The organism is Micromonospora sp. NPDC005291 (genome assembly GCF_040607415.1).
GTDB lineage: Bacteria > Actinomycetota > Actinomycetes > Mycobacteriales > Micromonosporaceae > Micromonospora.
Window position 1 is genome coordinate 256,029 of sequence record NZ_JBEXGR010000001.1, and the last position, 24,303, is coordinate 280,331.

Annotated in this window: 19 protein-coding genes; 11 read left to right on the plus strand and 8 right to left on the minus strand. The window is 70.8% G+C overall.

Annotation, left to right across the window (positions count from 1 at the left end):
* Nucleotides 1–39: 39 nt before the first annotated feature.
* The gene (locus tag ABZT18_RS01120) at nucleotides 40–1,119 is read left to right on the plus strand and encodes a phosphotransferase family protein (RefSeq protein WP_355250144.1); all 1,080 of its coding nucleotides are present in this window, start codon (nucleotides 40–42) and stop codon (nucleotides 1,117–1,119) included.
* Nucleotides 1,119–2,339 carry an acyl-CoA dehydrogenase family protein gene (locus ABZT18_RS01125; protein ID WP_354993391.1) on the plus strand — a complete coding sequence of 407 codons (1,221 nt, stop codon included), beginning with the start codon at nucleotides 1,119–1,121 and terminating at the stop codon, nucleotides 2,337–2,339. Before ABZT18_RS01120 ends, ABZT18_RS01125 begins: the two co-directional genes overlap by 1 nt.
* 108 nt (nucleotides 2,340–2,447) lie before the next feature.
* Here the strand turns inward: ABZT18_RS01125 and ABZT18_RS01130 are convergent, their stop codons facing one another.
* From ABZT18_RS01130 to ABZT18_RS01155, 6 genes are all read right to left on the minus strand, one after another.
* Entirely contained in the window at nucleotides 2,448–3,494 is a 1,047-nt protein-coding gene (locus ABZT18_RS01130; RefSeq protein WP_354993390.1) for a LacI family DNA-binding transcriptional regulator, read from the minus strand.
* An 82-nt stretch (nucleotides 3,495–3,576) separates the two neighbouring features.
* Nucleotides 3,577–4,998, minus strand: coding sequence for a GH1 family beta-glucosidase (locus tag ABZT18_RS01135; protein ID WP_355250147.1), 1,422 nt, complete (start codon nucleotides 4,996–4,998; stop codon nucleotides 3,577–3,579).
* The gene (locus tag ABZT18_RS01140) at nucleotides 4,995–5,837 is read right to left on the minus strand and encodes a carbohydrate ABC transporter permease (RefSeq protein ID WP_354993388.1); all 843 of its coding nucleotides are present in this window, start codon (nucleotides 5,835–5,837) and stop codon (nucleotides 4,995–4,997) included. Before ABZT18_RS01140 ends, ABZT18_RS01135 begins: the two co-directional genes overlap by 4 nt.
* Before the next feature lie 10 nt (nucleotides 5,838–5,847).
* Complete coding sequence (locus tag ABZT18_RS01145; protein WP_354993387.1) at nucleotides 5,848–6,819, minus strand: sugar ABC transporter permease; 972 nt, start codon at nucleotides 6,817–6,819, stop codon at nucleotides 5,848–5,850.
* Nucleotides 6,820–6,928: 109 nt separating this feature from the next.
* Nucleotides 6,929–8,218, minus strand: a complete 1,290-nt coding sequence (locus tag ABZT18_RS01150; RefSeq protein ID WP_354993386.1) for an extracellular solute-binding protein — start codon at nucleotides 8,216–8,218, stop codon at nucleotides 6,929–6,931.
* Between the two features lie 195 nt (nucleotides 8,219–8,413).
* Nucleotides 8,414–8,977, minus strand: a complete 564-nt coding sequence (locus ABZT18_RS01155) for a plasmid pRiA4b ORF-3 family protein (protein WP_354993385.1) — start codon at nucleotides 8,975–8,977, stop codon at nucleotides 8,414–8,416.
* Between the two features lie 150 nt (nucleotides 8,978–9,127).
* Between ABZT18_RS01155 and ABZT18_RS01160 the strand changes: the two genes are divergently transcribed.
* The 9 genes from ABZT18_RS01160 to ABZT18_RS01200 all read left to right on the plus strand — a co-directional run bounded on the left by ABZT18_RS01160 (nucleotide 9,128) and on the right by ABZT18_RS01200 (nucleotide 19,724).
* Nucleotides 9,128–9,874 (plus strand): pyrimidine reductase family protein, encoded by a 747-nt coding sequence (locus ABZT18_RS01160; RefSeq protein WP_354993384.1) that lies wholly within the window; start codon nucleotides 9,128–9,130, stop codon nucleotides 9,872–9,874.
* Nucleotides 9,875–10,038: 164 nt separating this feature from the next.
* Nucleotides 10,039–11,793 carry an ATP-binding protein gene (locus ABZT18_RS01165; RefSeq protein WP_354993383.1) on the plus strand — a complete coding sequence of 585 codons (1,755 nt, stop codon included), beginning with the start codon at nucleotides 10,039–10,041 and terminating at the stop codon, nucleotides 11,791–11,793.
* 18 nt (nucleotides 11,794–11,811) lie between these two features.
* On the plus strand, nucleotides 11,812–12,960 hold the full coding sequence (locus ABZT18_RS01170) for an exonuclease SbcCD subunit D (RefSeq protein WP_355250150.1): 1,149 nt from the start codon (nucleotides 11,812–11,814) through the stop codon (nucleotides 12,958–12,960).
* Nucleotides 12,960–15,434 (plus strand): SMC family ATPase, encoded by a 2,475-nt coding sequence (locus ABZT18_RS01175; protein ID WP_354993381.1) that lies wholly within the window; start codon nucleotides 12,960–12,962, stop codon nucleotides 15,432–15,434. Before ABZT18_RS01170 ends, ABZT18_RS01175 begins: the two co-directional genes overlap by 1 nt.
* Nucleotides 15,434–16,399 (plus strand): hypothetical protein, encoded by a 966-nt coding sequence (locus ABZT18_RS01180; RefSeq protein WP_354993380.1) that lies wholly within the window; start codon nucleotides 15,434–15,436, stop codon nucleotides 16,397–16,399. Before ABZT18_RS01175 ends, ABZT18_RS01180 begins: the two co-directional genes overlap by 1 nt.
* 18 nt (nucleotides 16,400–16,417) lie before the next feature.
* The gene (locus ABZT18_RS01185; RefSeq protein ID WP_354993379.1) at nucleotides 16,418–17,275 is read left to right on the plus strand and encodes a fused MFS/spermidine synthase; all 858 of its coding nucleotides are present in this window, start codon (nucleotides 16,418–16,420) and stop codon (nucleotides 17,273–17,275) included.
* Nucleotides 17,276–17,400: 125 nt separating this feature from the next.
* A complete protein-coding gene (locus ABZT18_RS01190) occupies nucleotides 17,401–18,093 on the plus strand; it encodes a sigma-70 family RNA polymerase sigma factor (RefSeq protein WP_354993378.1) in 693 nt (230 codons plus the stop codon).
* Nucleotides 18,090–18,872, plus strand: coding sequence for a zf-HC2 domain-containing protein (locus ABZT18_RS01195; protein WP_354993377.1), 783 nt, complete (start codon nucleotides 18,090–18,092; stop codon nucleotides 18,870–18,872). The genes ABZT18_RS01190 and ABZT18_RS01195 overlap by 4 nt, the downstream gene beginning before the upstream one ends.
* Nucleotides 18,873–19,076: 204 nt before the next feature.
* Entirely contained in the window at nucleotides 19,077–19,724 is a 648-nt protein-coding gene (locus ABZT18_RS01200; RefSeq protein WP_354993376.1) for a hypothetical protein, read from the plus strand.
* A gap of 78 nt (nucleotides 19,725–19,802) precedes the next feature.
* Here the strand turns inward: ABZT18_RS01200 and ABZT18_RS01205 are convergent, their stop codons facing one another.
* Both ABZT18_RS01205 and ABZT18_RS01210 read right to left on the minus strand, forming a co-directional pair.
* Nucleotides 19,803–21,563: a stealth family protein gene (locus ABZT18_RS01205; RefSeq protein WP_354993375.1), complete on the minus strand. Its 1,761-nt coding sequence runs from the start codon at nucleotides 21,561–21,563 to the stop codon at nucleotides 19,803–19,805.
* Nucleotides 21,560–24,289, minus strand: coding sequence for a CDP-glycerol glycerophosphotransferase family protein (locus ABZT18_RS01210; RefSeq protein WP_354993374.1), 2,730 nt, complete (start codon nucleotides 24,287–24,289; stop codon nucleotides 21,560–21,562). The genes ABZT18_RS01205 and ABZT18_RS01210 overlap by 4 nt, the downstream gene beginning before the upstream one ends.
* Nucleotides 24,290–24,303 lie beyond the last annotated feature (14 nt).

The window sequence follows — 24,303 nt, forward strand, 5'->3', positions numbered from 1 at the left end:
GACCTTGACAACGTGAGCGAGCTGCCATCAACTAGTCGGATGAGCGATCCGGCCGTCGATGCGCTGCGGCCGGGGGCCGTCCCCACCTCCCCCGTGGGGCTGACCCTGGACCGGCTCGCCGACTATCTGTCCCAGCACCAACCCGAGCTGGCCGTCGGGCCGTTGCAGGCCAGCCTGATCGCGGGCGGCAAATCCAACCTCACCTACCTGCTGCGCCTCGGCGACCGCGAGGTCGTGCTGCGCCGCCCCCCGCTGGGGCACGTGCTGGCGACCGCGCACGACATGGCCCGCGAGTTCCGGGTCATCTCGGCGCTGGCGTCGACCGAGGTGCCGGTGCCGGGCGCGCTGCTGCTCTGCACCGACCCGGAGGTGATCGGCGCGCCGTTCTACCTCATGGAGCGGATGCCCGGCGAGGTGTTCCGCAACCGCACACAGACCGACCCGCTGGGCGACGAGCGACGTCGAGCCCTCGCGATGGCGATGATGGACACGCTCGCCGCGCTGCACAGCGTCGAGCCGTCCACGGTCGGGCTGAGTGACTTCGGCCGCCCGGAGGGCTACCTGGCCCGGCAGGTCCGTCGCTGGGCCGGGCAGCTCGACCGCTCGCGCAGCCGCCCACTGCCCGGCATCGACGAGCTGCGTGACCTGCTCGCGGCGACCGCCCCCGAGGGCGCGAACGCCGGTCGGATCGTGCACGGTGACTACCGGCTGGACAATCTCCTCGCCTCGGCCGACCCGGTGGCCGTGCACGCGGTGCTCGACTGGGAGATGGCCACCCTCGGCGACCCCCTCGCTGACCTGGGGCTGTTGCTGACGTACTGGGATGTGCTGGGCGGCAGCGACACGGCCGACGGCAACCCGGTCGCCGACGGGCTCGGCCCGCGCGCCGGCTTCCCCACCGGCACCGAGCTGATCGACCGGTACGCCGGGCGCAGCGACGTCAACGTCGGGCCACTGCACTGGCACGTGGCGCTGGGCTGTTTCAAACTCGCGGTCATCTGCGAGGGCATCCACTACCGCCACACGCTCGGGCAGACGCTCGGCGAGGGCTTCGACCGGATCGGCGAGATGGTGGCACCGCTGGTCGCGCACGGGCTGACAGCCGCCAGGGAGCGGTGATGGACTTCGCTTACGACAGCCGGACCGAAGAGCTGCGCGACGAGCTGACCCGGTTCCTGACCGAACACGTCTACCCGGCCGAGGCCGTGCACGCCGAGCAGGTGGCCACCGGTGACCCGTGGTCGCGTACCCCGGTGCTGGCCGAGCTGAAGGCGGAGGCCCGCAAGCGCGGCCTGTGGAACCTCTTCCTGCCCGATCCGCGCTACGGCGCCGGCCTGACCAACCTGCAGTACGCTCCGCTCGCCGAGCTGACCGGGCGCAGCCCGCACCTGGCGCCGGAGGCCGTCAACTGCGCGGCACCGGACACCGGCAACATGGAGCTGCTGGCCGAGTTCGGCTCGGACGCGCAGCAGAAGCGGTGGCTCATGCCGCTGCTGGAGGGCGAGATCCGCTCCGCGTTCTGCATGACCGAGCCGGACGTCGCGTCCTCCGACGCCACCAACATCGCCACCCGGATCACCCGGGACGGCAACGAGTACGTGATCAACGGCCGCAAGTGGTGGTCATCGGGTGCGATGGACCCGCGCTGCGAGATCTTCATCGTGATGGGCAAGACCGACCCCACCGCCGAGCGGCACCGCCAGCAGAGCATGGTGCTCGTCCCCCGGGACACCCCCGGCGTGACCGTACGCCGGGGCATGACCGTCTTCGGCTACACCGACGGTTCCCACGGCGGGCACGCCGAAATCGACTTCACCGACGTCCGGGTGCCCGCGGAGAATCTGATCGACGCCGAGGGCACCGGCTTCGCCATCGCCCAGGCCCGCCTGGGTCCGGGTCGGATCCACCACTGCATGCGGCTGATCGGGATGGCCGAACGGGCACTGGAGCTGCTCTGCCGCCGGGCCAACGAGCGGATCGCGTTCGGCCGGCCCCTCGCCGAGCAGGGCGTGGTCCGGGAGTGGATCGCCGAGTCGCGGGTCCGCATCGAGCAGGCCCGCCTGCTGGTGCTCAAGACGGCCTGGCTGATGGACACGGTCGGCAACAAGGGCGCCCACACCGAGATCCAGGCCATCAAGATCGGCACCCCGGCGATGGCGGAGTGGGTGATCGACAAGGCCATCCAGGGGTACGGCGGCGCTGGCGTCAGCCAGGACACCCCACTGGCCGCCCTCTGGGCGCAGACCCGCACGCTGCGCCTGGCCGACGGCCCCGACGAGGTCCACCGCAACTCCCTCGCCAAACGCGAACTCCGCCGCTGGACCCCCACCCCGACCTGACCACCCCCGGCCTGACCCACCTTCGCCCGTTGATCATGAAGTTATTGCCCACCGCGTCGGCGTGTCACGGCAATAACTTCATGATCAACCCGGAGGGGCGGAGGGCGGTCAGGCGGAGGCGCGGTGGACCAGCTGGGTGTCCAGGAGGATGTGTGAGGCGGGGAGGTCCTCGCCGCGGATTCGGGCCACCAGCAGGCGGGCCATCTGCCGGCCCATCTCCTCCACCGGCTGGAAGACCGTGGTCAGCGGCGGTTCCGCCTGTCGGGCGATCGTCGCGTCGTCGAAGCCGATCACCGCGACGTCCTCGGGCACGCGCCGGCCGGCCTCACGCAGGGTACGCAGCGCGCCGAATGCCATGAGGTCGGACGCCACGAAGACCGCGTCCAGGTCGGGGCAGACGTCCAGTAGCCGGCGCATGCCCGCCACGCCGCTGCTCTCGCTGAAGTCGCCGTACGCGATCAGGTCGGGATTGACGCCGGCCCCGGTGGCCTTGACCGCCTCGGTGTAGCCGGCCAACCGGGCCAGGCCGGCACCCATGTCCTGTGGCCCGGCGATGGTGGCGATGCGTCGCCGCCCCTGCCTTGCCAGATACTCCACCGCCTGCCGCGCCCCGCCAACGTTGTCCACGTCGACAAACCAGGCCGGCTGAGCGCCGGGTTGCAGCATTCGGGCGGGCCGGCCGCCGAGCACGGCGGGCAGGCCGCGCTCCTCCAGCAGCGTCGGCAGGGGGTCGGAGTCGTGCAACGACAACAGGAGTACGCCGTCGACGTGCTGGTTGGTCAGGTGGTGCTCGACCCGCTCCCGCTCCACCGGCGACTGGGCCATGGCCAGCCAGAGCTGCATCGGTGTCTCCAGCAGCGCGGAGCTGATGCCCCGCACGATGCTGGCGAAGAACGGCTCGGTGAAGACCCGCTCGCCGGATTCGGACACCACCAGCGCGACGGAGTCGGTCCGCTGGGTGACGAGTGCACGGGCGGCCCGGTTCGGCACGTACCCCAGCTCGGCGATGGCCTGTTGGACCGCGGCCCGGGCCTCCGGGCTGACCTGGGGCGAGCCGTTGACCACGCGGGAGACTGTGCCCCGGCCGACGCCGGCACGCGCCGCGACCGCGTCGAGGGTCGGGCGCCCGAGCGACCGGGTGCGCTGCGTTGTCATCGTCTGCTCCTCCGACGGCGGGCGGACCCGGCGCCACCTGCGGGAGGTGGACGCCAGGACCGTCCTGATGGCTGGCCCGAGCCTATTGTGCGGCCAGACCGTTGCGCCGGATCACCGAGGCGTACCACTTGGCGCTGGACTTGGGGATGCGGACCTGGCTGTCGTAGTCGACGTGGATCATGCCGAACCGCTTGGTGTAACCCCAGGCCCATTCGAAATTATCCATCAGCGACCAGGCGAAGTATCCCCGCAGGGGCACCCCGGCGTTGATCGCCTCGTGCGCGGCGCGCAGATGGGCGTCGAAGTAGGCCAACCGGTCGACGTCGTCGACCTGCCCGTCGACCACCGTGTCGACGAACGCGGAGCCGTTCTCGGTGACGTACAGGGGCAGATCCGTGTAGTCGTGCACCCGACGCAGCGTCTCGACCAGGCCCGGGGCGTCGATCTCCCAGCCCATGTCGGTGACCGGGACGCCCCGGGTGACGAACCGGACGTCCTCGCTGCCCGGCCAGCACGAGGGGGCCGACACCGCGTCGGCCCCGCCGGTCGAGGCGGTGACGACGTGCCGGCTGTAGTAGTTGACCCCGACCAGGTCCAGCGGCGTGGAGATGGTCGCGAGATCACCGTCGTGCACATGCTCGAAGTCGGTCACCGTGCTCAGGTCGGCCACCAGATCCTTCGGGTACGACCCACGCAGCAGCGGGTCGAGGAAGAACCGGTTGGCCAACCCGTCGATCCGCCGGGCGGCGTCCACGTCAGCAGGGGCGTCGCTGGCCGGGTCGACCGGGTAGAGGTTGACCGTCACGCCCACCTCTGCGGTCGGCCGGGCGGCCCGCAACGCCTGCACGGACAGGCCGTGCCCGAGCATCAGGTGGTGCCCGGCGCGGACCGCGTCCGCCCCGTTGGTGCGGCCGGGCGCGTGCACGCCGGAGCCGTAGCCGAGGAACGCCGAGCACCACGGCTCGTTCAGCGTGGTCCAGTAGCGCACCCGGTCACCGAGCGCATCGGCGACCAGCGTCGTGTAGTCGGCGAAGCGGGCCGCGGTGTCCCGGGCCGGCCAGCCGCCGGCGTCCTCCAGGGGCTGCGGCAGATCCCAGTGGTAGAGGGTGAGCCACGGCTCGATGCCGTTGGCCAGCAACTCGTCGACCAGCCGCCGGTAGAAATCCAGACCCTGCGGGTTGGCCGCGCCGGTGCCGCCGGGCTGCACCCGGGACCAGGAGACCGAGAAACGGTACGACTTCAGGCCCAGCTCGGCCATCAGAGCGACGTCGTCGCCGAGCCGGTGGTAGTGGTCGCACGCCACGTCGCCGGTGTGCCCGGCGACGACGCGACCGTCAGTGTGGCTGAAGGTGTCCCAGATCGACGGGGTACGGCCGTCCACGGCCGCCGCCCCCTCGATCTGGTATGCCGCGGTCGCGGCCCCCCAGAGGAATCCGGGTGGAAAGGTCAGCCCGGGGCGCTCGTCGAGGACATCGACGGCGAATGGGCTGGCGGGGTTGCTCACGACTTGACGGCACCTTCCATGATCCCGCCGATGATCTGGCGGCCGAACACGAGAAAGACGAGCACCAGGGGGATGGTGCCGATCGCCGTGGCGGCGAACACCTGGGAGTAGTCGGTGTAGTAGGCGTACGAGAGGAAGGAGAGCGAGACCTGCAGGGTCGGGTTCTCCGGGGTGAGGATGGCGTACGGCCAGATGAACGAGTTCCAGGTCTCCATGAAGGTGAGCAGGCCAAGGACGCCGGCGGCGGGGCGCAGCGCGGGCAGCACGATGCTCCAGTAGATCCGGAACGTGCTGGCCCCGTCGACCCGACCGGCCTCGATCAGCTCGTCGGAGATCGCCTGGCTGGCGTACTGCCGCATCATGAACACGCCGAAGGCGCTGACCAGGAACGGCACGGTGACCGCGTAGAGGGTGTCGTACCACCCCAGGTCCTGCATCATGGACCAGAGCGGGATGAGGCCCATCTGGGTCGGGATCATCATGGTGACGATGATCGCCAGCAGCAGGGCGTTGCTGCCCCGGAACTTCAGCTTGGCGAAGGCGAACCCGGCCAGTGAACCGGTGAGCACCACCGACACGGTGACCACCGAGGAGACGATGATCGAGTTCATCATGCCGGTGAGGAAGTTGGCGGCGTCGTTGTCGAGCACCCGCCCGAAGTTGTCACCGAACGCTCCGCCGGGGGTTACCGGTGGCGGGACTTCGTTGATGGAGTCCAGGCTGCGAGTGCCGATCACCAGCATGTAGTAGAACGGGTAGATCGACAGCAGCGCCGCCAGGAGGAGCGCCACGTAGGTCAGCGGACTGGTGCGCCACAGGCGCTGGGAAGCCGAGATCATCGATCTCTCCTCACTTCGCCGAGCGGCGGACGAGTAGGAAGTTGAACAGCGACACCAGGACGATGATCATGAAGATCGCCCAGGCGACCGCGGCTCCGTAGCCGGCGGAGTTGAGGTTCACGATGCCCATCTCGTACATGTACATGGCCAGCGTCTGGAACTCCCGCTGGCTGCCGCCGAGAATGTTGCCGTTGGCGAAGAGCAGGGGCTCGGTGAAGAGCTGCATGCCGCCGATCGTGGACAGGATGACCACGAAGATGAAGGTGGGCTTGAGCATGGGCAGGGTGATCTGCCAGAACTGCCGCCACGGGCCGGCGCCGTCGATCGCTGCGGCCTCGTAGAGATCCTTCGGGATCGCCTGCATGCCGGCGAGCAGGATCAGGGTGTTGTAGCCGGTCCACCGCCAGTTGACCATGGACGAGATGGCGAACCAGGAACTCCACCGCTGCCCGTCCCAGTCGACCGGGTCGACACCGACGAGGCTGAGCAGCCAGTTGAACAGGCCGAACTCCCGCTGGAACAGCATCCCGAAGACGATCGCGACCGCGGCCACCGACACCACGTTCGGCATGAAGATGGCCATCCGGAAGAAGGTCTTGGCGCGCAGGAAGGTCCGGTTGAGCAGGTTCGCCAGGAAGAGGGCGAGCAACAGCTGCGGGATGGTCGACAGGGCGAAGATGCCGAACGTGTTGACCAGCGCGTTCCAGAAGTACTCGTCGGACGCCAGCCGGGTGTAGTTGTCGAAGCCGATGAACGAGTGATCGCCGATCATGTCCCAGTCGTGCAACGACATCCAGGCGGTACGCACCATCGGGTACAGCCCGAACGCGCCGAAGATCAGGAAGAACGGGGCGATGTAGAGGTACGGCGAGTACTTGACATCGAGGCGGTTGAGTAACCTTCCCCGGCTACGTCGGGAAGAGACGTCGGGAGAAGGCGGTGCTGCTGGCGACGGCGGTGCCGTCGTGGCCGACAGGCTCATGCGAATTTCCTTTTCCGGCGAGGCCCGGGGGCCCTCGCGCAGGGTGCTACGCGGAGGGGACCGGCCGGTGGCGTCCGGGAAGCCCCGAACGCCACCGGCAGGGAATCACTCAGAAGGCACCCTGAGTCTTGGCATCCTTCGTGAACTGCTCCCAGGCCTTCGCCTTGTCGGCCTGCCCGCTCTCGAACGCCCGCAGGGCCGGCTCGAGCGCGTTCTCCTTGACCGCCTGGTGCTTCGGACCCAGGTGGGTCGGCTGGATCTTGGCGACGCTCTCCCCGAAGATCTTGCCGGTCGGCGCGTTGCTGAAGTACTCGTTGGTGTAGCCGATGAACGCTTCGTTCTTCAGCGCCTCCAGGTTGGTGGGCAGCGGGCCCTTGGCCTTGAAGGCCTCCACCTGGCTCTTCGCGTTGGTCAGGTACTCGGCGAGCTGCGCCGCCTCCTTCGGGTACTTGCTCTGCGCCGGAACCGCGAGCCACGAGCCGCCCCAGTTACCGCCGCCGCCCGGCACGGACGCGACGTCCCACTTGCCCTTGTTGGCCGGGCCGGAGTTCTCCGAGACGATGCCGAGCATCCAGGACGGGCAGAAGGTCGCCGCGAAGGTGCCCTGCTTGAAGCCACCCGACCACTCCGGCGACCAGGTCTGCGCCTTGGCGGAGATGTCCGCCATCGAGGTGGCAGTGTCCCAAGCGTTCTTCACCGCGGGGCTGGTGTCCGCGATGATGTTGTCTTCCTTGTCGTAGAACAGGTCACCGTTGCCCTGGAACATCACACCGTTGGAGACGGCGGTGATCGAGTCGATGAACGCCTTGCCGCCGCTGCCCTGCTTGTACTTCAGACCGGCGTCGTGGAAGCCCTTCCAGTCCGGCCAGAGCGCCGACACCTGGTCGCGCTCGGTGGGCAGGCCGGCCGCCTGGAACAGGTCCTTGCGGTAGCAGACGGCGAGGCTGCCGACGTCGGTCGGCAGGCCGATCAGCCGACCGTCCGGCGCCTTGCCCAGCTCCCACTTCCAGGGCAGGAACTCCTTGGAGTGGTCGGCGACCAACGGGTTGAGGTCGGCCCAGTTGCGCGCGTTGGGCTTGAACTCGTTGAGGATGCCCTCTTCCAGGGCGGTGACGTCCGCGGCGCCCTTGCCGGTGGCGAGGTAGCGGACCAGCTTCGGCCGGTACTCGGCGAGCTGCGCGGTCTTGCGCAGCTCGACCTTGATGCCGGTGTCCTTCTCGTACTGCTTGACGAGCTCTTCGTAGCCGAACTCGCCGAACGTGTCGACGACCAGCTTGGCCGGCTTCTCGCCGGCAGCCGGCTTGTCATCGTCGTTGCCGCAGGCTGCGAGACCACTGACTGCGGTGATCGCGGCCAGGGCAGCGGCCGCCAGGCGGGTACGCCGCGTGGTGACACTCATTCGCTGACCCCTCTTTCCGGTGGTGAGGCTGGATGGGTGTGGTGGGGGGTGCTCATCGCGCCAGGCCGGGGATGCGTCAGTGACCCATGCCACCTCCGGGAGCGCTCCCATGAGATTGCCGGCGGGTAACAGGAGTGTCAATAGGGCGATGGGAGCGTTCCCAGATCGTTACCGCCGCGCTCCCCCGGGGAGGGGTCAGCAGAAGCGGCGGAGGAGGGTGGTTGTGCGGTTGGGGTCGAAGCGGGACGGGTCGAAGGCCGGGCCCGCCCAGTCGCGCAGCATCGCGTGCTGCGGCTCGCTCAGGTCAGCCGAGCCGCCCTGGTCGGCCAACGCGACCAGTAGCGCCTGGTAGCCCAACGGCCCGCCGACACCCTCCGGCGGGCAGGCCCGCTCGCCGTCCAGGCAGACCGGGTACCGCTCGTCGGGGTCGACGGTCAGCGCGTCCTCCACGACCAGGTCGTGCTCCCACCAGTCGCCGAAGTCGTACGTGTAGGAGAACCGGCTGCCCTTGCCGAGCACCGCGTCCAGCCGCACGTCCAGCTCGTCGTGCAGCGCCAACTCACCGTCCGGGTCGGGTTCGCCGTACTGCACGGCGTCGATCTCGAACGAGTGCAGGTGGCAGTCCCGCCAACCCATCGCGTGCTGCACCACCCGGTGCAGGCGGTCCAGCGTGTAACCGGCCGGGACGAGCACCCGTCGCCACACCGGTGGACGGACGCCGGCGAGGGACATCTTCAGCTGGAAGATCTGACGCGGCATGCTGTCCTGCCCTCCCGCGGCTTAGGCTGCGAGCATGATCTGCCGAGCGTGCCGGGCCCGGCGACACGACGACTGCCCGGGCCGGAACTGGTGCGACTGCCAGCACCGTACCGCCGAACCGACCCCGCCCGTCACCGGTCCGGCCGGCGAATGACGGTCGGAATTCCGATTCGACAGCTCTGGCCCGAGCCGTCGACCGCGCCGCTCGACGACGCCACGCTGACCGCCCTCTACGGCCGCGCCGACCAGCCCCGACTGCGAGTCAACTTCGTCTCCAGCCTGGACGGCGCGGTCACCGTGGACGGTTACTCCGCCGGGCTCTCCGGCAAGCCGGACAAGCGCGTGTTCGGCCTGCTGCGGATGCTCTGCGACGCGCTGGTGGTGGCGGCCGGCACGCTTCGCCACGAGGGGTACCGGGCGGTGCGGCTCGACGAGCGCCGCCGCGCCTGGCGCCACGAACACGGGCTGGCCGAGTACCCGACGCTGGTGGTCGTCTCCGGCTCGCTCGACCTGGACCCGGCACAGGGCGCCTTCGCCGACGCGCCGACCCGCCCGATCGTGCTCACCCACGCGGGCACCGACCCGCCACCCGGCCTGACCGACGTCGCCGACGTACTGCGCTGCGGCACCGAGCGGGTCGACCTGGCCGCCGGCCTCGCCGAGCTGCACCGACGCGGGCTGACCCAGCTGCTCTGCGAGGGCGGCCCACACCTGTTCGGCGCGCTCACCGCCGCCGACCTGGTGGACGAGCTGTGCCTCACCGTCTCGCCGCTGCTCGCCGGTCCAGGACCGGGCCGGATCACCGCCGGCGACACCACGGCACCCCGTCAGCTGCCGTTGCGACACGTGCTCGCCGCCGACGACGGCGTCCTCATGCTCCGCCACGCCCGCCCCTGACGCCGGGCGACACACGACGGGCCGTCGCCGGTCGCACACCTAGCGTCGCGGCTGTGACGACGCATGGTGTCGTCCGCCGCGTCGCGTGGCGACCTGTCGTACTCCTCGGGCAGGATGCAGGGCATGCGCGCCGACCGTGATGCCCGAGCGACCCGAGTCGCCCGATGACCGACGCCGACCTCGACAGCCCTGGCGAGGCGGTTGGGCGGGTGCTGGGCACCGCCGACGCCACCCCGTTGCAGTTCTGGACGGCCGTGGCTCCCGGCAGCTACCTCCAGCTCGACGACGTGGTGGTCACCCGGCGAGAGCTGCCCGACCGGGAGCCGGTGACGATCGCCGGGGTGGTCACCCAGGTCCGCGCTCGGCACGAGGGCGCCCAGTTCGACTCCGACGTGTTCGCCATCGCCGACGGCACGCTGCCCGCGCAGGTGCAGGAGGCGGCCGAGGTCACCACCACGCGGGTCGATCCGGAGCTCTACGTGCCGCCGACCCCGGGCGCGGTGGTGCACCGGGCCGAGGGCGACGCCCGGGCGCGCGCGCTGCACTTCGACCGGATGGAGCGGCGCATCCCGATGGGGATGGGTCGTGACGGGGTGCCGGTCTACCTCAACGCCGACTTCCTCGACGGCAGCCGGGGCGCGCACGTCTCCATCTCCGGCATCTCCGGGGTGGCCACCAAGACCAGCTTCGCGACCTTCCTGCTCTACTCGGTGTTCCGCTCCGGGGTGCTGGGCGGCGACGCGGTCAACGCCAAGGCGCTGATCTTCAACGTCAAGGGTGAGGACCTGCTCTTCCTGGACCACCCCAACACCCGCCTCGACGAGCCCACCCGCGCGGCGTACGCGAAGCTCGGTTTGAGCGCCGGAGCCTTCCCCGACGTGCGCGTCTACGCCCCGCCCCGGGTCGGCGACGCGGCCGGCACGCCGGATGTGAGCAGCCGGCTCACCGGGGTGGATTCGTTCTACTGGACGCTGAGCGAGTTCTGCGCCGACCGCCTCCTGCCGTACGTCTTCGCCGACGCCGACGACGAACGCCAGCAGTACACGATGGTGGTCCACTCGGTGGCCGCGCACCTGGCCCGCTACGCCCAGCCCGCAGACGGCGGGGTGAGCATCGACGGGGTCCGGCTCGGCTCCTACGGCGACCTGGTCGACCACATCGTCGACCAGCTCAACGACGACGAGACCCGCTCCGACTGGGCGGGCAGCGCGGTCGGTCTGGGCACCGTCAACGCGTTCGCCCGGCGGTTGATCGGCAGCAAGAAGGACCTCGCCCGGCTGATCCGCGGCGACCTCGCCACCCGCCGCCCGCACTCGATCAACACCAGCGAGTCGGCGCAGGTCACGGTGGTCGACCTGCACAACCTGCCGGACCGCGCGCAGCGGTTCGTGGTCGGTGTGACGCTCAAGAGCGAGTTCGAGCGCAAGGAGAAGTCCGGCACCGCCAAGCCGCTGCTCTTCGTCGTCCTCGACGAGCTCAACAAGTACGCCCCCAGGGAAGGCTCCTCCCCCATCAAGGAGGTGCTGCTCGACATCGCCGAGCGGGGCCGTTCGCTCGGGGTGATCCTGATCGGCGCGCAGCAGACGGCGAGCGAGGTGGAGCGGCGGATCGTCACCAACTCGGCGATCCGGGTGGTCGGCCGGCTCGACCCGGCCGAGGCCTCCCGCCCGGAGTACGGCTTCCTCCCGCCCGCGCAGCGACAGCGGGCACTGCTGGCCAAGCCGGGCACCATGTTCGTCAACCAGCCGGACATCCCGGTGCCGCTCTGCCTGGAGTTCCCGTTCCCGGCCTGGGCCACCCGGGTCTCCGAGGCGGGCCGGGCACCATCGGAGACGCTGCGCTCGATCACCCAGTCCGCCGACCCGTTCGCCGTGGTGGGCTCCGGCGGCGGCAGCACCGACGACGACATCCCGTTCTAGGTAGGGGCCGGCACAGCCATGAAGATCCTGCACACCTCCGACTGGCACGTGGGAAAGGTGCTCAAGGGGCAGTCCCGGGCCGAGGAGCACACCGCCGTGCTGGCCGGGGTGATCGACATCGCCCGCGCCGAGCAGCCGGATCTGGTGATCGTCGCCGGCGACCTCTACGACACCGCCGCACCCACCTCGGAGGCGACCCGCCTGGTCACCCGGGCGTTGACCGCGCTGCGTCGCACCGGCGCGGACGTGGTCGCGATCGGCGGCAACCACGACAACGGCCCGGCGCTGGACGCGCTGCGCCCATGGGCGGACGCCGCCGGCATCACGCTGCGCGGTGGGGTGCGGGAAAATCCGGACGAGCACGTCATCGATGGCACCACCGGCGGCGGGGAGCGGTGGCAGCTGGCCGCGCTGCCGTTCCTGTCCCAGCGGTACGCGGTGCGTGCGCTGGAGATGTACGAGCTGACCGCCGCGGAGACCAACCAGACGTACGCCGACCACCTGGGCCGGGTGCTGGGCCGACTGACCGAGGGTTTCACCGAACCTGACCGGGTGCACCTGGTCACCGCGCATGTGACGGTGACCGGTGCGACCACCGGCGGCGGTGAGCGGGACGCGCACACCGTGCTGGGTTACGCCGTTCCGGCCACCGTCTTCCCGGCCACCGCGCACTACGTGGCGCTCGGCCACCTGCACCGGGCGCAGCGGGTCATCGGCCCCTGCCCGGTTCGCTACAGCGGCAGCCCGCTCGCGGTCGACTTCGGTGAGCAGGAAAATGTCCCCTCGGTGACGCTGGTCGAGGTGACCGCCAGCACCGCCGCCCGGGTGCGGGAGGTGCCGGTGACCGCGGCGAGCGCGCTGCGGACGGTGCGGGGCACCCTGGCCCAGCTCTCCGAGATCGAGGCACCGGACGCCTGGCTGCGGGTGTACGTGCGGGAGCAGCCCCGCGCCGGCCTGCGCGAGGAGGTCCAGGAGCTGCTCCCCCGGGCGCTGGAGATCCGGATCGACCCGGAGCTGTTGGCCGCTGCGGGCAGCGGTGCCCGCATCGCACAGCGCTCGGGGCGTTCCCCCCGGGAGTTGTTCGCCGACTACCTGGACAGCCGGGGCCACGCCGACGACGGCGTCCGGGAGCTCTTCGACGAGATCTTCGAGGAGGTCGATCACTGATGCGTCCGATGCGGTTGGACATGGCCGGGTTCACGGTCTTCCGGGACGACACCACCGTCGACTTCACCGACGCCGACTTCTTCGCCCTGATCGGCCCGACCGGTTCGGGTAAGTCCACCGTGCTGGACGCCATCTGCTTCGCCCTCTACGGCATGGTTCCCCGCTGGGGCGGCGCCCGGGGGTTGGCGAACGCGCTCGCGCCGTCGGCGACCGAGGCCCGGGTGCGGTTGGTGTTCGAGTCCGGCGGGGCCCGCTACGTGGCGACCCGGGTGGTCCGCCGGGACGGCCGGGGCAACGTCAAGACCGCGAACGCCGGGTTGCAGCTGATGCCGGCCGGCTTCGATGTGACCAAGCTCGACACCGGGTTGAGCCCGGACGACCTCGGTGAGGTGGTGGCCGGCACCCCCGCCGAGATGGAGCAGGCGGTGCTGGAGGCGGTGGGGCTGCCGTACGAGCAGTTCACCAGCTGTGTGGTGTTGCCGCAGGGGCAGTTCGCCGACTTCCTGCACGCCAAGCCGGCGACCCGGCAGCAGATCCTGGTCAACCTGCTCGGCCTCGGCGTCTACGAGGACGTGCAGAAGAAGGCGACCGCGCGAGCGGCGCAGGCGGAGGCCCGGCTCGAAGCGGTCGACCAGGTGCTCGCCGGGCTCACCGGCGTGGACGACGAGGCGCTGGCCGAGGCTGACGCCCGGGTCGACCGGATGGCCGAGCTGGCCGCCGCGGTGACCGGCGCCGTGCCGGAGCTGGCGGCGGCCCGGGTCACCGCGCGGGAGGCGGCAGCTGCGCTGAGCGCCCTCGACGATGAGCTGACCGTGCTGACCGGGGTGCGGTCGCCGGGCGGGGTGACCGAGGTGGCCCGCGCGGTGACCGCTGCGCGCGCCGAGGCTGAGGCGGCGGCGGGCGGGGTGTCGCTGGCCGAGGAGCGGGAAGAGAAGCTGCGCGGCGAGCTGGCCGGTGCCGGGGACGAGAGCGCGGTGCGACTGCTGCTGCGGGCGTACGACGACCGGGACCGGCTGTCCGGCGAGGCCGACACGGTCCGCGCGACGGTGAGCGCGGCGAACGACGAGCACGCCGCGGCGGTGGCCGCGCTGACGGCAGCCCGCGCGGCTGCCGAGCGGGCCGACGCCGAGCTGGAAGCGGCCTTCCGGGCGCACGAGGAGGCGAAGGCCACCGACCTGGCGGTCAGCCTGCGCGTGCACCTGCATGCCGGCGCGGCCTGTCCGGTGTGCGAACAGCCGGTGGTCGAGGTGCCGGCGGTACCGGCCGATTCGGCGGTGGCGTCCGCGACGGCGGCGGGCAAGGCGGCGCGGGCCGCGACCAAGGCCGCGCAGGCGACCGTGCAGCAGCGGGACGCGGCGGCGCGTGACCTGGAGCGGCTGCTGGTGCAGGCGCGGGCCCGGCAGGAACAGGTGGAAGCCCGGCTGGCCGAGCTGGACGGGCAGCTCACCGACGCGGCCGAGCCGGCCGTGCTGCGCCGGGAGTTGGCCGAACACGCCCGGTTGCGGCGCGCGCTGGAGGAGGCCGCGACCGCGGTCCGCGCCGGCCGCGAGGCGGCCCGCCAGGCGCGGGCCGGGGTGGACGCCGCCGAGGAACGACTGCGGGCGGCGTGGCGGGCCTTCGACACCGCCCGGGACGGGCTGGCCCGGTTCGGCCCGCCCGCGACCGATCGGGACGATGTGGCCGCCGCATGGGCGGCGCTGACCGGCTGGGCGACGACCGAGGCGGACCGCCGCCGCGCCGACCGGGCCGGCCGGGCCGTCGCCGTCGCCGAGGCCGAGTCGGTGGCCGACTCGGTGCAGCGGCGTATCGCCGGTATCTTCGCGGCCGCCGAGGTGCCGGTCGGTGAGGACCCGGTGCACGCCGCGACCGTGGCGGTGGAGCGGGCCGACGCCGAGCGGCGGCGGCTGCGGGAGCGCCGCGAGCAGGCCGGGACGCTGCGCGAGCAGCGGGCCGGGCACGAGCGGGAGGCCCAGGTGGCGCGCGCGCTCGCCGGGCATCTGCGGGCCAACAACTTCGAGCGGTGGTTGCTGGCCGAGGCGTTGGACCTGCTGGTCGACGGTGCGTCGGGGATCCTGCGGGAGCTCTCCTCCGGGCAGTACGAGCTGGTGCACGACAAGGGCGAGTTCTTCGTGGTCGACCACCACGACGCGGGGCTGCGCCGGGGCGTGCGCACCCTCTCCGGCGGTGAGACGTTCCAGGCGTCGCTGGCGTTGGCCCTGGCGCTCTCCGAGCAGTTGGCCGGAATGTCGACCACGGCGGCGAGCCTGGAGTCGATCGTCCTGGACGAGGGCTTCGGCACTCTGGACGCGGCCACCCTGGACACGGTGGCCGCCACCCTGGAAAACCTGGCCGCCCGGGGCGACCGCATGGTCGGCGTGGTCACCCATGTGCCGGCGTTGGCCGAGCGGATCCCGGTCCGCTTCGAGGTGCGCAAGGATGCCCGTTCGGCCCGCGTGGAACGGACGGGCCGGTGATGCCGAGGAGCGACGCCGCGTTCTTCGTCGACTCGTGGGATCCGGCGTACGGGGCGTCGTTCGAGGCGTCCGCCGCCGGACCGGCCGCGCAGAGCAGCGCGCAGGTCGACGCGGACGCGGAGCTGCCCGCCGTGGACTGGCGGGCGATCGGGGTCCGCGCCGGGGTGCGGGCACCCGACGTGGTGCTGCTGGTCGACGGGGTTCGCCGGATCGACGCGAGCATCTGGACGGCGGAGACCGACGGCGGGTCGTTCCCTGGGTTGGCCGCCTCGTACGCGGCCGGGGTGGTCCGGTGCGACCTGGGCCGGGGGGCGGCGCAGCTGGCCGGCGCCCGGGTTGGCCGGGGTCTGTTCACCGCGAGCCCGTCGGCGCAGGACGTGGTGGCGGGCGCGATCCGTTACTCGGTGCACCGGGTGGGGGGCGCCGGCGAGCTGGCGAAGCTGCCGGCCGCCGTGCAGGGCCCGCTAACCGCGCTGGAGGTGGCGGTGTCCGACGCCGCCCGGGTCGACGGTGACCTGCTGGTGGTGGACGGCCCGTTGCGCAGTCGCCGGCAGTTGCCGCGCACGCTCGGCTACATCAAGACCCAGCACAGCCAGTACCTCGACGCCCGGCTGACCGCCGTGGTGACCGGCATGGCGTCGGGTGAGCGCTCGCCGGTGTTCCGGCTCGGCACCGCCTGGGGTGGCTGGTCGTGGTATCTGCGGCTGCCGGTGGCGATCGGCGCGCCGTGGGCGGGCATCGTCCGGGTGGAGTGCTCCGCCGACCTGCCCGTCGAGGCGGCGATCGAGCTGGCCGACCTGTCGCTGGTCACCCTACCCCGCTTCGCCTCCACGCCGTACAAGGATCCGCGGGCCCCACAGAATCTGATCCCGATCGCCGGCCTGGAGCGCCGACTGCGCGCCCTGCTGGGTGATTCCCGGCTGTTGCACCGCGCGTTGACCGCTGCGGCCCGCGCCGCCAGGTGAATGCGGATACTGGTCACGATGGGACGTAAACGGGCGGGCGACCGGGTGGTCGAGCAGGTGGACACCGGGCAGGCCGAACTCGTTCCGGACCCGGACCGGGCCGGCTCGTGGACGCTGCTGCTGGACGGCGCGCCGCAGTCGCACGTCGATCTGACCGACCCCACCCACCTGGAATTCGAGTACGTGCGGCGGCTGGCCGCCGCGGTGGACCTGATCGCACCGGCCGGTGAACCGTTGCGGGTGCTGCATCTGGGCGGCGGCGCTCTGACCCTGCCCCGCTACGTGTCCGCCACCCGCCCCGGCTCCACGCAGCGGGTGTCCGAGGTGGACGGTGCGTTGGTGGAGCTGGTTCGCCGGGCGCTGCCCTGGCCGGCCGACGCCCGGCTGCGGGTCCGCGTCGAGGACGCGCGGGCCGTGCTGACCTCGACCCGGGACGCCAGCTACGACGTGGTGGTCGCCGACGTGTTCGCCGGTGCCCGCACCCCGGCCCACCTCACCTCGGTGGAGTACGCGGCCGAGGTGGCCCGGGTGCTCCGCCCCACGGGCTGGTATCTGGCGAACCTGGCTGACGGTCCGCCGCTGCGGCACGCCCGTGGGCAGGTCGCCACGGTCCGCTCGGTGCTGCCGCAGGCCTGTCTGGTCGGGGACGCGGCGGTGCTGCGCGGCCGCCGGTACGGCAACCTGGTGCTGGTCGCCGGGCGGGTCACACCGCCGGTGCCGGAGCTGACCCGGCGCGCCGCCGGCGACTGGTTCCCCGGCCGGGTGGTGGCCGGCGACGAGCTGGACCGCTTCACCAGCGGCTCGCAGGTGGTCCGGGACGCCGACGCCACCGGCTCCGATCCGCCACCGCCGGGTCTGTTCTCCGTACGCCGCTGACCCTCCGCCCGAGGGCAGTGGGGAACTTTTTTCGCCGTTTGTTGATCCGCTCGGGGCGGTGTTGCGTACCACCGGGCGGCCCACCTCGTGGGCCGGCGATGGTCACGGACACTCCGGAGGTCTGCATGCATGCGTTGGCGGCCGGTTGGCATGGCGACGCGGTACGCGCGGACTGGTTGTCGGCGCGGTCCTCGTCGCGGCCGACCTCGTCTGCCCGGGGGGTCGACGCGCGCCCGACGTCTCGCCAGAATGATCCGGTGACGCCGCGACCGGCGCCCGGGCGCCATCAGGCGACGTCAACCGAGGCGAGCCACTCCGACCAGTTGATCCGGCTGCTCTACGCCGAGCACGCCGGCCCGTTGCTGATGTTCGTCATGCGCCTCACCGGGGGGGACCGACAGCGTGCGGAGGACATCGTCCAGGAGACGCTGCTGCGGGCCTGGCGCAACGCGCACCGCCTCGGCGTGCAGGGGCAGGGTTCGTTGCGGCCGTGGCTGGTCACGGTGGCCCGCCGGATCGCCATCGACGAGCACCGCAGCCAGGAGGCCCGGCCGCCGGAGACGTACGACCGGGATCTCACCGCCTTCGCTGAGGCGGACAGCACCGACCGGGTGCTGCGCACCATGACGGTGGCGGACGCGCTGCGTACGCTCAGCCAGTCGCACCGGGAGATCCTGATCTCGACGTACTTCCGGGGGCGGACGGTGCCGGAGGCCGCCGAGGAGTTGGGGCTCCCACTCGGCACCGCCAAGTCGAGGGTCTACTACGCGCTGCGCGCGCTGCGCACGGCTCTACAGGAGCGGGGGGTGACAGAATGAGCCGGCCAGACCATATGGACGTCGCGGCGTACGCGCTCGGCGTGCTCGACGAGCAGGACACTGAGCGGTTCGAGGAGCATCTCGCCACCTGCTGGGCGTGTGCGGCCGAACTGGAGACGATGGTGCCGGTGGTCGGGCTGCTCTCCGACATCGACGGCGAGACGATGATGGCGCTGGAGCAGACCGCGACCGACCCGGCGCTGCTGAACCGGACGCTGAGCGCGGTGCGGACCGACCGGCGACGTACCCGGTTTCGTCAGATGCTCGCGACCGCCGCCGCGGTGGTGGTCTTCGGCGGTCTGACCGGGTACGGCTTCGTCAGCGTGACCGGCAACGAACAGCCGCCGGGGGTGCTCGCCGGTTCGACGCCGAGCGCACCGAGCGACCCGGCGACGAGCGGGCCGACGGCCCCGCCGAGCGGCCCGGGTGTCGGCGGCACCGAGGAGGAGGGCGACCAGGTCGAGGCCACCGACCCGACCACCGGTGTGCAGACCACCATGTTCCTGGTGACCCGGGATTACGGCACCCGGATCAATCTCAGCCTTCGGAAGTTGCCCGGCCCACGCACCTGCCGTTTGGTGGTGGTGCGCAAGAACGCCAGCACCGAGGTGATTTCGACCTGGTCGGTGCCGGAGGGTGGCTACGGCACCAACAACAGACCTCAGGGTCTCGAGTTGAGTGCCTCGACGTCGGCCCTGGTGAGTGACATCAAACAGCTCCAGGTGCAGTCGGTGGATGCCAACGGTGTAGCGAGTCCGCTGGTCACCGTGCCCATGTAGTCCTCACGTACCGCATCGGCGCCGGTCATTGCCACAATGACCGGCGCCGATCTGTCGTTCCGGGAAGTGTCCCGTGCTGGGGCGTACGCGTGAGCACCCGAATCGGTTCAATCAATTTACGTGAAATTGACCACTGTTAACGCTTCAACCTTGACAGCCCGCCCGCCGTACCTATGGGTGGACTACCAAGAATGAGGAGGGCACGTGGCAAAGATGAAGCGGACCGTCATCGTCGCGAGCGCGATGGTCGCACTAACGGCCTGCGCTCCCGCAGGTTACGACGGGGCGAACTCGAGCGCGGTTGAGCCGGTCGCCGTCGCCGCGGCCGAGCCCAGCGCGACGGTTGAAGCCGAAGCCTCGGCGTCCGCGGAGGCGCCGGCCGGCGACGCGCCGCCTGCGAACGTCAACCTGACCGAGCAGTTGGTCGGCAAGAGTGTCGCCCGGATGGGCAAGGTGGTCACCGACCAGGACGGTTGGATCCTGTACCGCTTCGACAAGGACACCGCCGACCCGCCCGCGTCGAACTGCGTCGACAAGTGCGCCGAGGTGTGGCCCCCGGCGCTGACCGACGGCAACCCGCAGCTCACCGGAGTCTCCGACGACAAGGTCAGCAGCGTGACCCGCCAGGATGGCACCCGTCAGCTCACCGTCGGCGGCTGGCCGGTGTACCGCTACATCGGCGACAAGAAGCCCGGCCAGTGGAAGGGCCAGGCTGTTGGTGGCACCTGGTTCGTGGTCCAACCGGACGGCAAGAAGAACCTCAGCTGCCTGCCCACCTCCACGCCCAAGGCGGTCGCACCGCCGGCGGACAGCGGGTCGAACGACGCCGGAGGCTCGGGCTACTCGTACTGAGCCCCGCTCGTCACGAAGGCACGGTGGTCGGTCGCAGCCGGGGAGGGCGCGGCCGGCCATCGCCGTACGCGCGACGGGTCAGGCTCGTTCCCACGGGCTCCGAACCGGGAAGTACGTCTCCAGGAACGGGGTGAGCAGCGCCAACTGGGCGGCGAGGTCCTCCTCGACGGAGAACGCGTCGTTGAGGCAGAACACCTGCCGGTCCCGGCGCGCCAGCAGATGGGCCAACCGGGCGGGCGTGTCCGGGTGGGACAACTCGGCGATGGTGTAAAGCATGTTCCCCGGCACCGCGCGACCGGTCTGGAACGCGTAGTAGTGGTGCAGCGACGAGGCGACCGACAGGTCGTCCATGCTGCGGAACTGACTGGCCGCGGTCCGGCGGTACTGCTCCGGGAACGTCTGCTCGATCTCCTGGAGCACGCTACGCCGCAACGCGTGCGGCATGTGCTTCATCTTCTGGGTCAGCACCGTGCCGAACCGCTCCGCGATCAAAGCCCGGTTGTTCTTCCCGGCCGCCGACGACGGGATGTCCCCGGCGGTGGGCGGGCCCGGCGGTACCAGCGCCGGCGAGGGGAAGAACCGCGAGATGCCGTTGGCCAGGAAGAAGTCCTGGGGCAGTACCTCGGTGCCGAGGAAGACGTCGTCGTTGAAGTACAGGAAGTGCTCGGAGAGCCCGTCGATGTGGTGCAGTTGACTCTCGATGGCATGCGAGTTGTAGGTCGGCAGCACCGTCGGGTCAGAGAAGATCTCCCGGTGGCTGACCACCCGCAGCCCGGGCGCCGACGGGTCCAGCCAGGCCGGCACCTGGTCGTCGGTCACCAGGTAGATGTGGCGCACCCAGGGCGCGAACAGGTGCAGCGACCGTAGCGAGTAGCGCAGCTCGTCGCGGCTGAGGAACCGGGCCGCGTTCGCCGCCTCGGCGTGGTACGGCACCCCGGCCACCTCGGCCCGTCGGCGCAGCCAGGCCGGGTCGGCGCCGTCGACCCAGGTGTAGACCACGTCGACCGGGAACGGCACGTCGACCGGGCGAGGCGCGGCAAACTCCGGACGGGTCCACGCTGTCGCCGGGGCCGTCGCGGGCGCCAGGCCGGTGAACCGCGACTCCGGTACGAGGACCATCGGCGCCGACGCCGCCACCTGTTCGGCAACGGGGTTGGGCCGCGGTGCGACGAACATGTCACCCGCACGGGTCCAGAACTCGACGTCACACCCGTACACCTGCCCCAGCACCAGCCGCCGCCGGGGATCTGTCCAGTACCAGGTCAGCCGGAGCACCGGAGCGTCCCCCAGCCGGTCCCAGGTCTTCGGTTCGAACCCGGCAGCTGGCTGCCCGGTACCGTCCGGCACCGAGACGTAACCGGGAACCCGCCGGCAGGCGGCGGCGAGTGCGGCGTACGCCCGGGCGCGGTCCTCGGCGTCGACGGCGACCACCGACGAGCGGTGGGCCTCGCCCCGTACCCGGAAGTGGGGTACGCCGGCCTCGTCGAGCGCCCCCGTCACCGTCCGCAGGTTTTCCAGCCGCGTTCGCAGGGGTGTGACGGACACCGCGATCCGGGCCACCCGGGGCCCTCGGTCGGCGGTGACGACCACCCGGTCCGCTCCGGCCACCAACTCCGGCTGGCGGCGCGCCAGCCGTTCGCCCCGGCGCTCGGAGAGTTGGCCGTCGCGCGCGGCCCGGGCGACCCACTGCTTCAACTGGTGCCGGGCCCGAGGGCTCACCTTCGTCGCGATGGCACGCCTGGTCTGCGGGCTCAGCACCCGGCGGTAGACCTCCACCAGTCCGGAGGGCTCGGCCAGCGCCCGGGGAGGCTCCCCCGGCGTGTGCGTCGGACCGGTCACCGCTGCGGTCCTGGCAATGCCGCGATGGCGGCGGCCACCCGCTGGGAGTTGTTTCGGTCCTGAACGGCAAAGAAATCGGCCGCCCGGCGCGAGTACTCCTCCTCGCGGACGCACCCGTTCTCCAGGTACCGGATGATCGCTTCCACCGTCTCCGTCGCGGTCTCGCAGACCGGGCCGAACCCGTGCTCCTCGTGCTCGAAGTAGCCCTTGCGATAGCCCCCGATCGAGAAGTACTCCTCCTTGTCGAAGTGGGCGTAGATCAGCGGAGTGCCGAGATAGGCGACATCGAAGGCGGTGGACGAATAGTCGGTGATGAAGAGGTCACACTGCCGCAGGGCGTCCTGCACGCTGCGCTGCGTCTGGTCCACCACGGTGAAGCAGGGGTCCGTGGGCACCATGGCCGTCGAGACACTCCGCATTTCGTAGTGCGGAAGGAACTCCAGGGTGTACCCGTGCCGCCGCAGGCTGAGGCGCAACTCCTCGCTGCCGAACAACTCCCCCAGGAACCGGGCGTACCCGGAAGTGTCGAACGGGAACCTGGGGCGCAGAGCAGGGTTGTAGGACGGACTGACCAGGTAGCTGCGCCAGGTGGGCATCAGCAGAATCCGCCGCCCACCGCGGTCCGGGACCAGTGCGTCGAAGCGCGGGAAACCCAACCGCTGGGCCGCGTCGCCGTAGTCGAACTGCTTCGACACGTACTCGGCCTCCTGGCCGGCCGCGGCGACGAACAGGTCGACTCCGGTCTTGGCCCGGTGCAACCCGCCACTGACGTCCTTGTCCGTGACGCCGTGCTGCAGGAAGACACGAGCCGGGCCGACCCGCCAGTTGAGGTGCTTGAGGTACGCCCCTCGATCCCAGCGGGACGGCAGCATGTACGAGTCAATGTCGTAGGAATTGATCAACTTGGTGGCGTGCAGCATGAGGAACTTGTGCCGGAACGAGTCGTACGTCACGACGTTGCCGAGCCCACGCAGCCGCGCCCGGTCCGGGCTGTCGCTGGCGATCACGTAGTAGGCGTTCCGCCTGCGCTCGACCTTGCGGAGGTGTCGGAACAGGTGCCAGGAGTTGTCCTGCGCGGTGTCCTTGCGCTCCCCGACAAGCCAGATGTCACGCCCGCGCATGAGCGGCTCGGTGATCAGACGCAGCAGGCGCTGCTTCCAGAAGGGCCCACGGGAGACGACGTGTCGAAGGTCCTTGCGTACCAGCATCCGCCGCCACCGGCGCCGGCCCTCGGTGCCGCCGGCCCGCTGGACCAGCAGAGTGGCGTTATCGCGCCCGGCGAAGCCCGGCAGGATGCGGGTGTCCCCGGCAAGCTTCATCGGAGCGTCGCGCAGGAACGCAGCAGAGATCAGACACTGCCGAGACGCCTGGCCCGTCTCGGTCAGGAAGACGAGCCGCAGGAGGTGGCTGCCGGTGCGCAACTGCGCGACGGGCACCTCGGCCGCGAACCCGGACCACTCCCGGCTGTCGTCGGCGGACTTCAGATCGCTGCGCCGCTCCAGCGTGGCGGGCACCGTCAGCTTGCTGCCCCGCAGCCGCAGCCCGAGGGGCGTACGGATCGGTCGGTGCATGGGCAACCCGTTGATCTGCACGTGCCCGGACAGCTTGAGGGCTTCGCCCGACTCGGTCAGCCGCGCCTGCTCCAGCCGCACGGAGACCGCGCTCACCCGGGTCAACGGAAGCAGGGCCGGAGTGACCGGGTAGTCGAGGTGCAGCTCCCCACCACAGGCGACGACACCCTGCACCCGCTCCCAGGGGCGCGCGAACAGGTCGAAGTCATAGGACTTGAAGGCGAGGTAGGCCACCCGGTGCCGGGTGTCGGCGGTCCAGCGGGCGATGAAGGCCGGATCGACGTCCTGGTAGATCTGCGTGCACTTCTCGAAGATCCGCCACAGGGCGGCATCTTCGAACAGGGTGTGTGCCCGCATCGCGAAGCCCTGGTAGCTGCGCACCAGGAAGCGTTCCAGCACCTCACGGCGGAAGACATCCAGCTCGGGCCGCAGTTTGGCGAGGGTTTCGCAGAGCTCCAGGTGATCCCAGTAGTTCTGCTCCCGAATGAACAGGTTGTCCATGATGGAGTTACCGGTGTCACGGCGGCGGTACTTGTAGACGACCGTGTCCACCAGAGCGATGCGCTCCGCCTTGAGCAGCATCGGAATGGCCAGGAACGCGTCCTCGAAGTGGACACCCTCGCGAAACCGCAGGCCGTGCTGACGCAGCTGCGCCAGGTCGTACAGCTTGTGACAGGGGCCCGCGTCGAAGATCAGATCCGGTGCGTCGACGACGGTCTCCAACAGCCGGTCACCCTTGCCGAACGGCTTCTTCCACAGGAAGGAGGTCGGCTTCGGGAAGGTGTCCATGTCGCCGATGGCGATGCTCGCCCTGTGGGTCACGATCGCCTTGAGCAGCACCTCGATGGCACGCGGCGGCAACAGGTCGTCGGAGTCGACGAACGTCACGTACGGGGTGTCGGCCAGGTCGAGAGCCAGGTTGCGGGCCGCCCCCGGCCCGCTGTTCTCCTGCTGCAGAGCGGTCACGTTCGGGTGCTCCGCCGCGAACTGCTTGGCCAGCAGGTCGGAGCCGTCGGTGCTGCCGTCGTCGACGAGGATGACGCGACACTGGGCGAAGACGGTCTGCGCCACGATCGACTCAAGTGTCTCGGGCAGGTAGTCCTCGACGTTGTAGACCGGGACGATGATCGTGACCTGCGGGGCGGGTTCTACCACTCTGTACTCCACTG

What these genes read in the sequence shown, in the direction of transcription:
- ABZT18_RS01155 (WP_354993385.1), bottom strand. Translation starts at nt 8,977, where the DNA reads ATGCCGCGTCAGATCTTCCAGCTGAAGATGTCCCTCGCCGGCGTCCGT.
- ABZT18_RS01150 (WP_354993386.1), bottom strand. Translation starts at nt 8,218, where the DNA reads ATGAGTGTCACCACGCGGCGTACCCGCCTGGCGGCCGCTGCCCTGGCC.
- ABZT18_RS01120 (WP_355250144.1), top strand. Translation starts at nt 40, where the DNA reads ATGAGCGATCCGGCCGTCGATGCGCTGCGGCCGGGGGCCGTCCCCACC.
- ABZT18_RS01195 (WP_354993377.1), top strand. Translation starts at nt 18,090, where the DNA reads ATGAGCCGGCCAGACCATATGGACGTCGCGGCGTACGCGCTCGGCGTG.
- ABZT18_RS01180 (WP_354993380.1), top strand. Translation starts at nt 15,434, where the DNA reads ATGCCGAGGAGCGACGCCGCGTTCTTCGTCGACTCGTGGGATCCGGCG.
- ABZT18_RS01130 (WP_354993390.1), bottom strand. Translation starts at nt 3,494, where the DNA reads ATGACAACGCAGCGCACCCGGTCGCTCGGGCGCCCGACCCTCGACGCG.
- ABZT18_RS01170 (WP_355250150.1), top strand. Translation starts at nt 11,812, where the DNA reads ATGAAGATCCTGCACACCTCCGACTGGCACGTGGGAAAGGTGCTCAAG.
- ABZT18_RS01125 (WP_354993391.1), top strand. Translation starts at nt 1,119, where the DNA reads ATGGACTTCGCTTACGACAGCCGGACCGAAGAGCTGCGCGACGAGCTG.
- ABZT18_RS01165 (WP_354993383.1), top strand. Translation starts at nt 10,039, where the DNA reads ATGACCGACGCCGACCTCGACAGCCCTGGCGAGGCGGTTGGGCGGGTG.
- ABZT18_RS01140 (WP_354993388.1), bottom strand. Translation starts at nt 5,837, where the DNA reads ATGATCTCGGCTTCCCAGCGCCTGTGGCGCACCAGTCCGCTGACCTAC.
- ABZT18_RS01185 (WP_354993379.1), top strand. Translation starts at nt 16,418, where the DNA reads ATGGGACGTAAACGGGCGGGCGACCGGGTGGTCGAGCAGGTGGACACC.
- ABZT18_RS01190 (WP_354993378.1), top strand. Translation starts at nt 17,401, where the DNA reads ATGCATGCGTTGGCGGCCGGTTGGCATGGCGACGCGGTACGCGCGGAC.
- ABZT18_RS01145 (WP_354993387.1), bottom strand. Translation starts at nt 6,819, where the DNA reads ATGAGCCTGTCGGCCACGACGGCACCGCCGTCGCCAGCAGCACCGCCT.
- ABZT18_RS01160 (WP_354993384.1), top strand. Translation starts at nt 9,128, where the DNA reads ATGACGGTCGGAATTCCGATTCGACAGCTCTGGCCCGAGCCGTCGACC.
- ABZT18_RS01175 (WP_354993381.1), top strand. Translation starts at nt 12,960, where the DNA reads ATGCGTCCGATGCGGTTGGACATGGCCGGGTTCACGGTCTTCCGGGAC.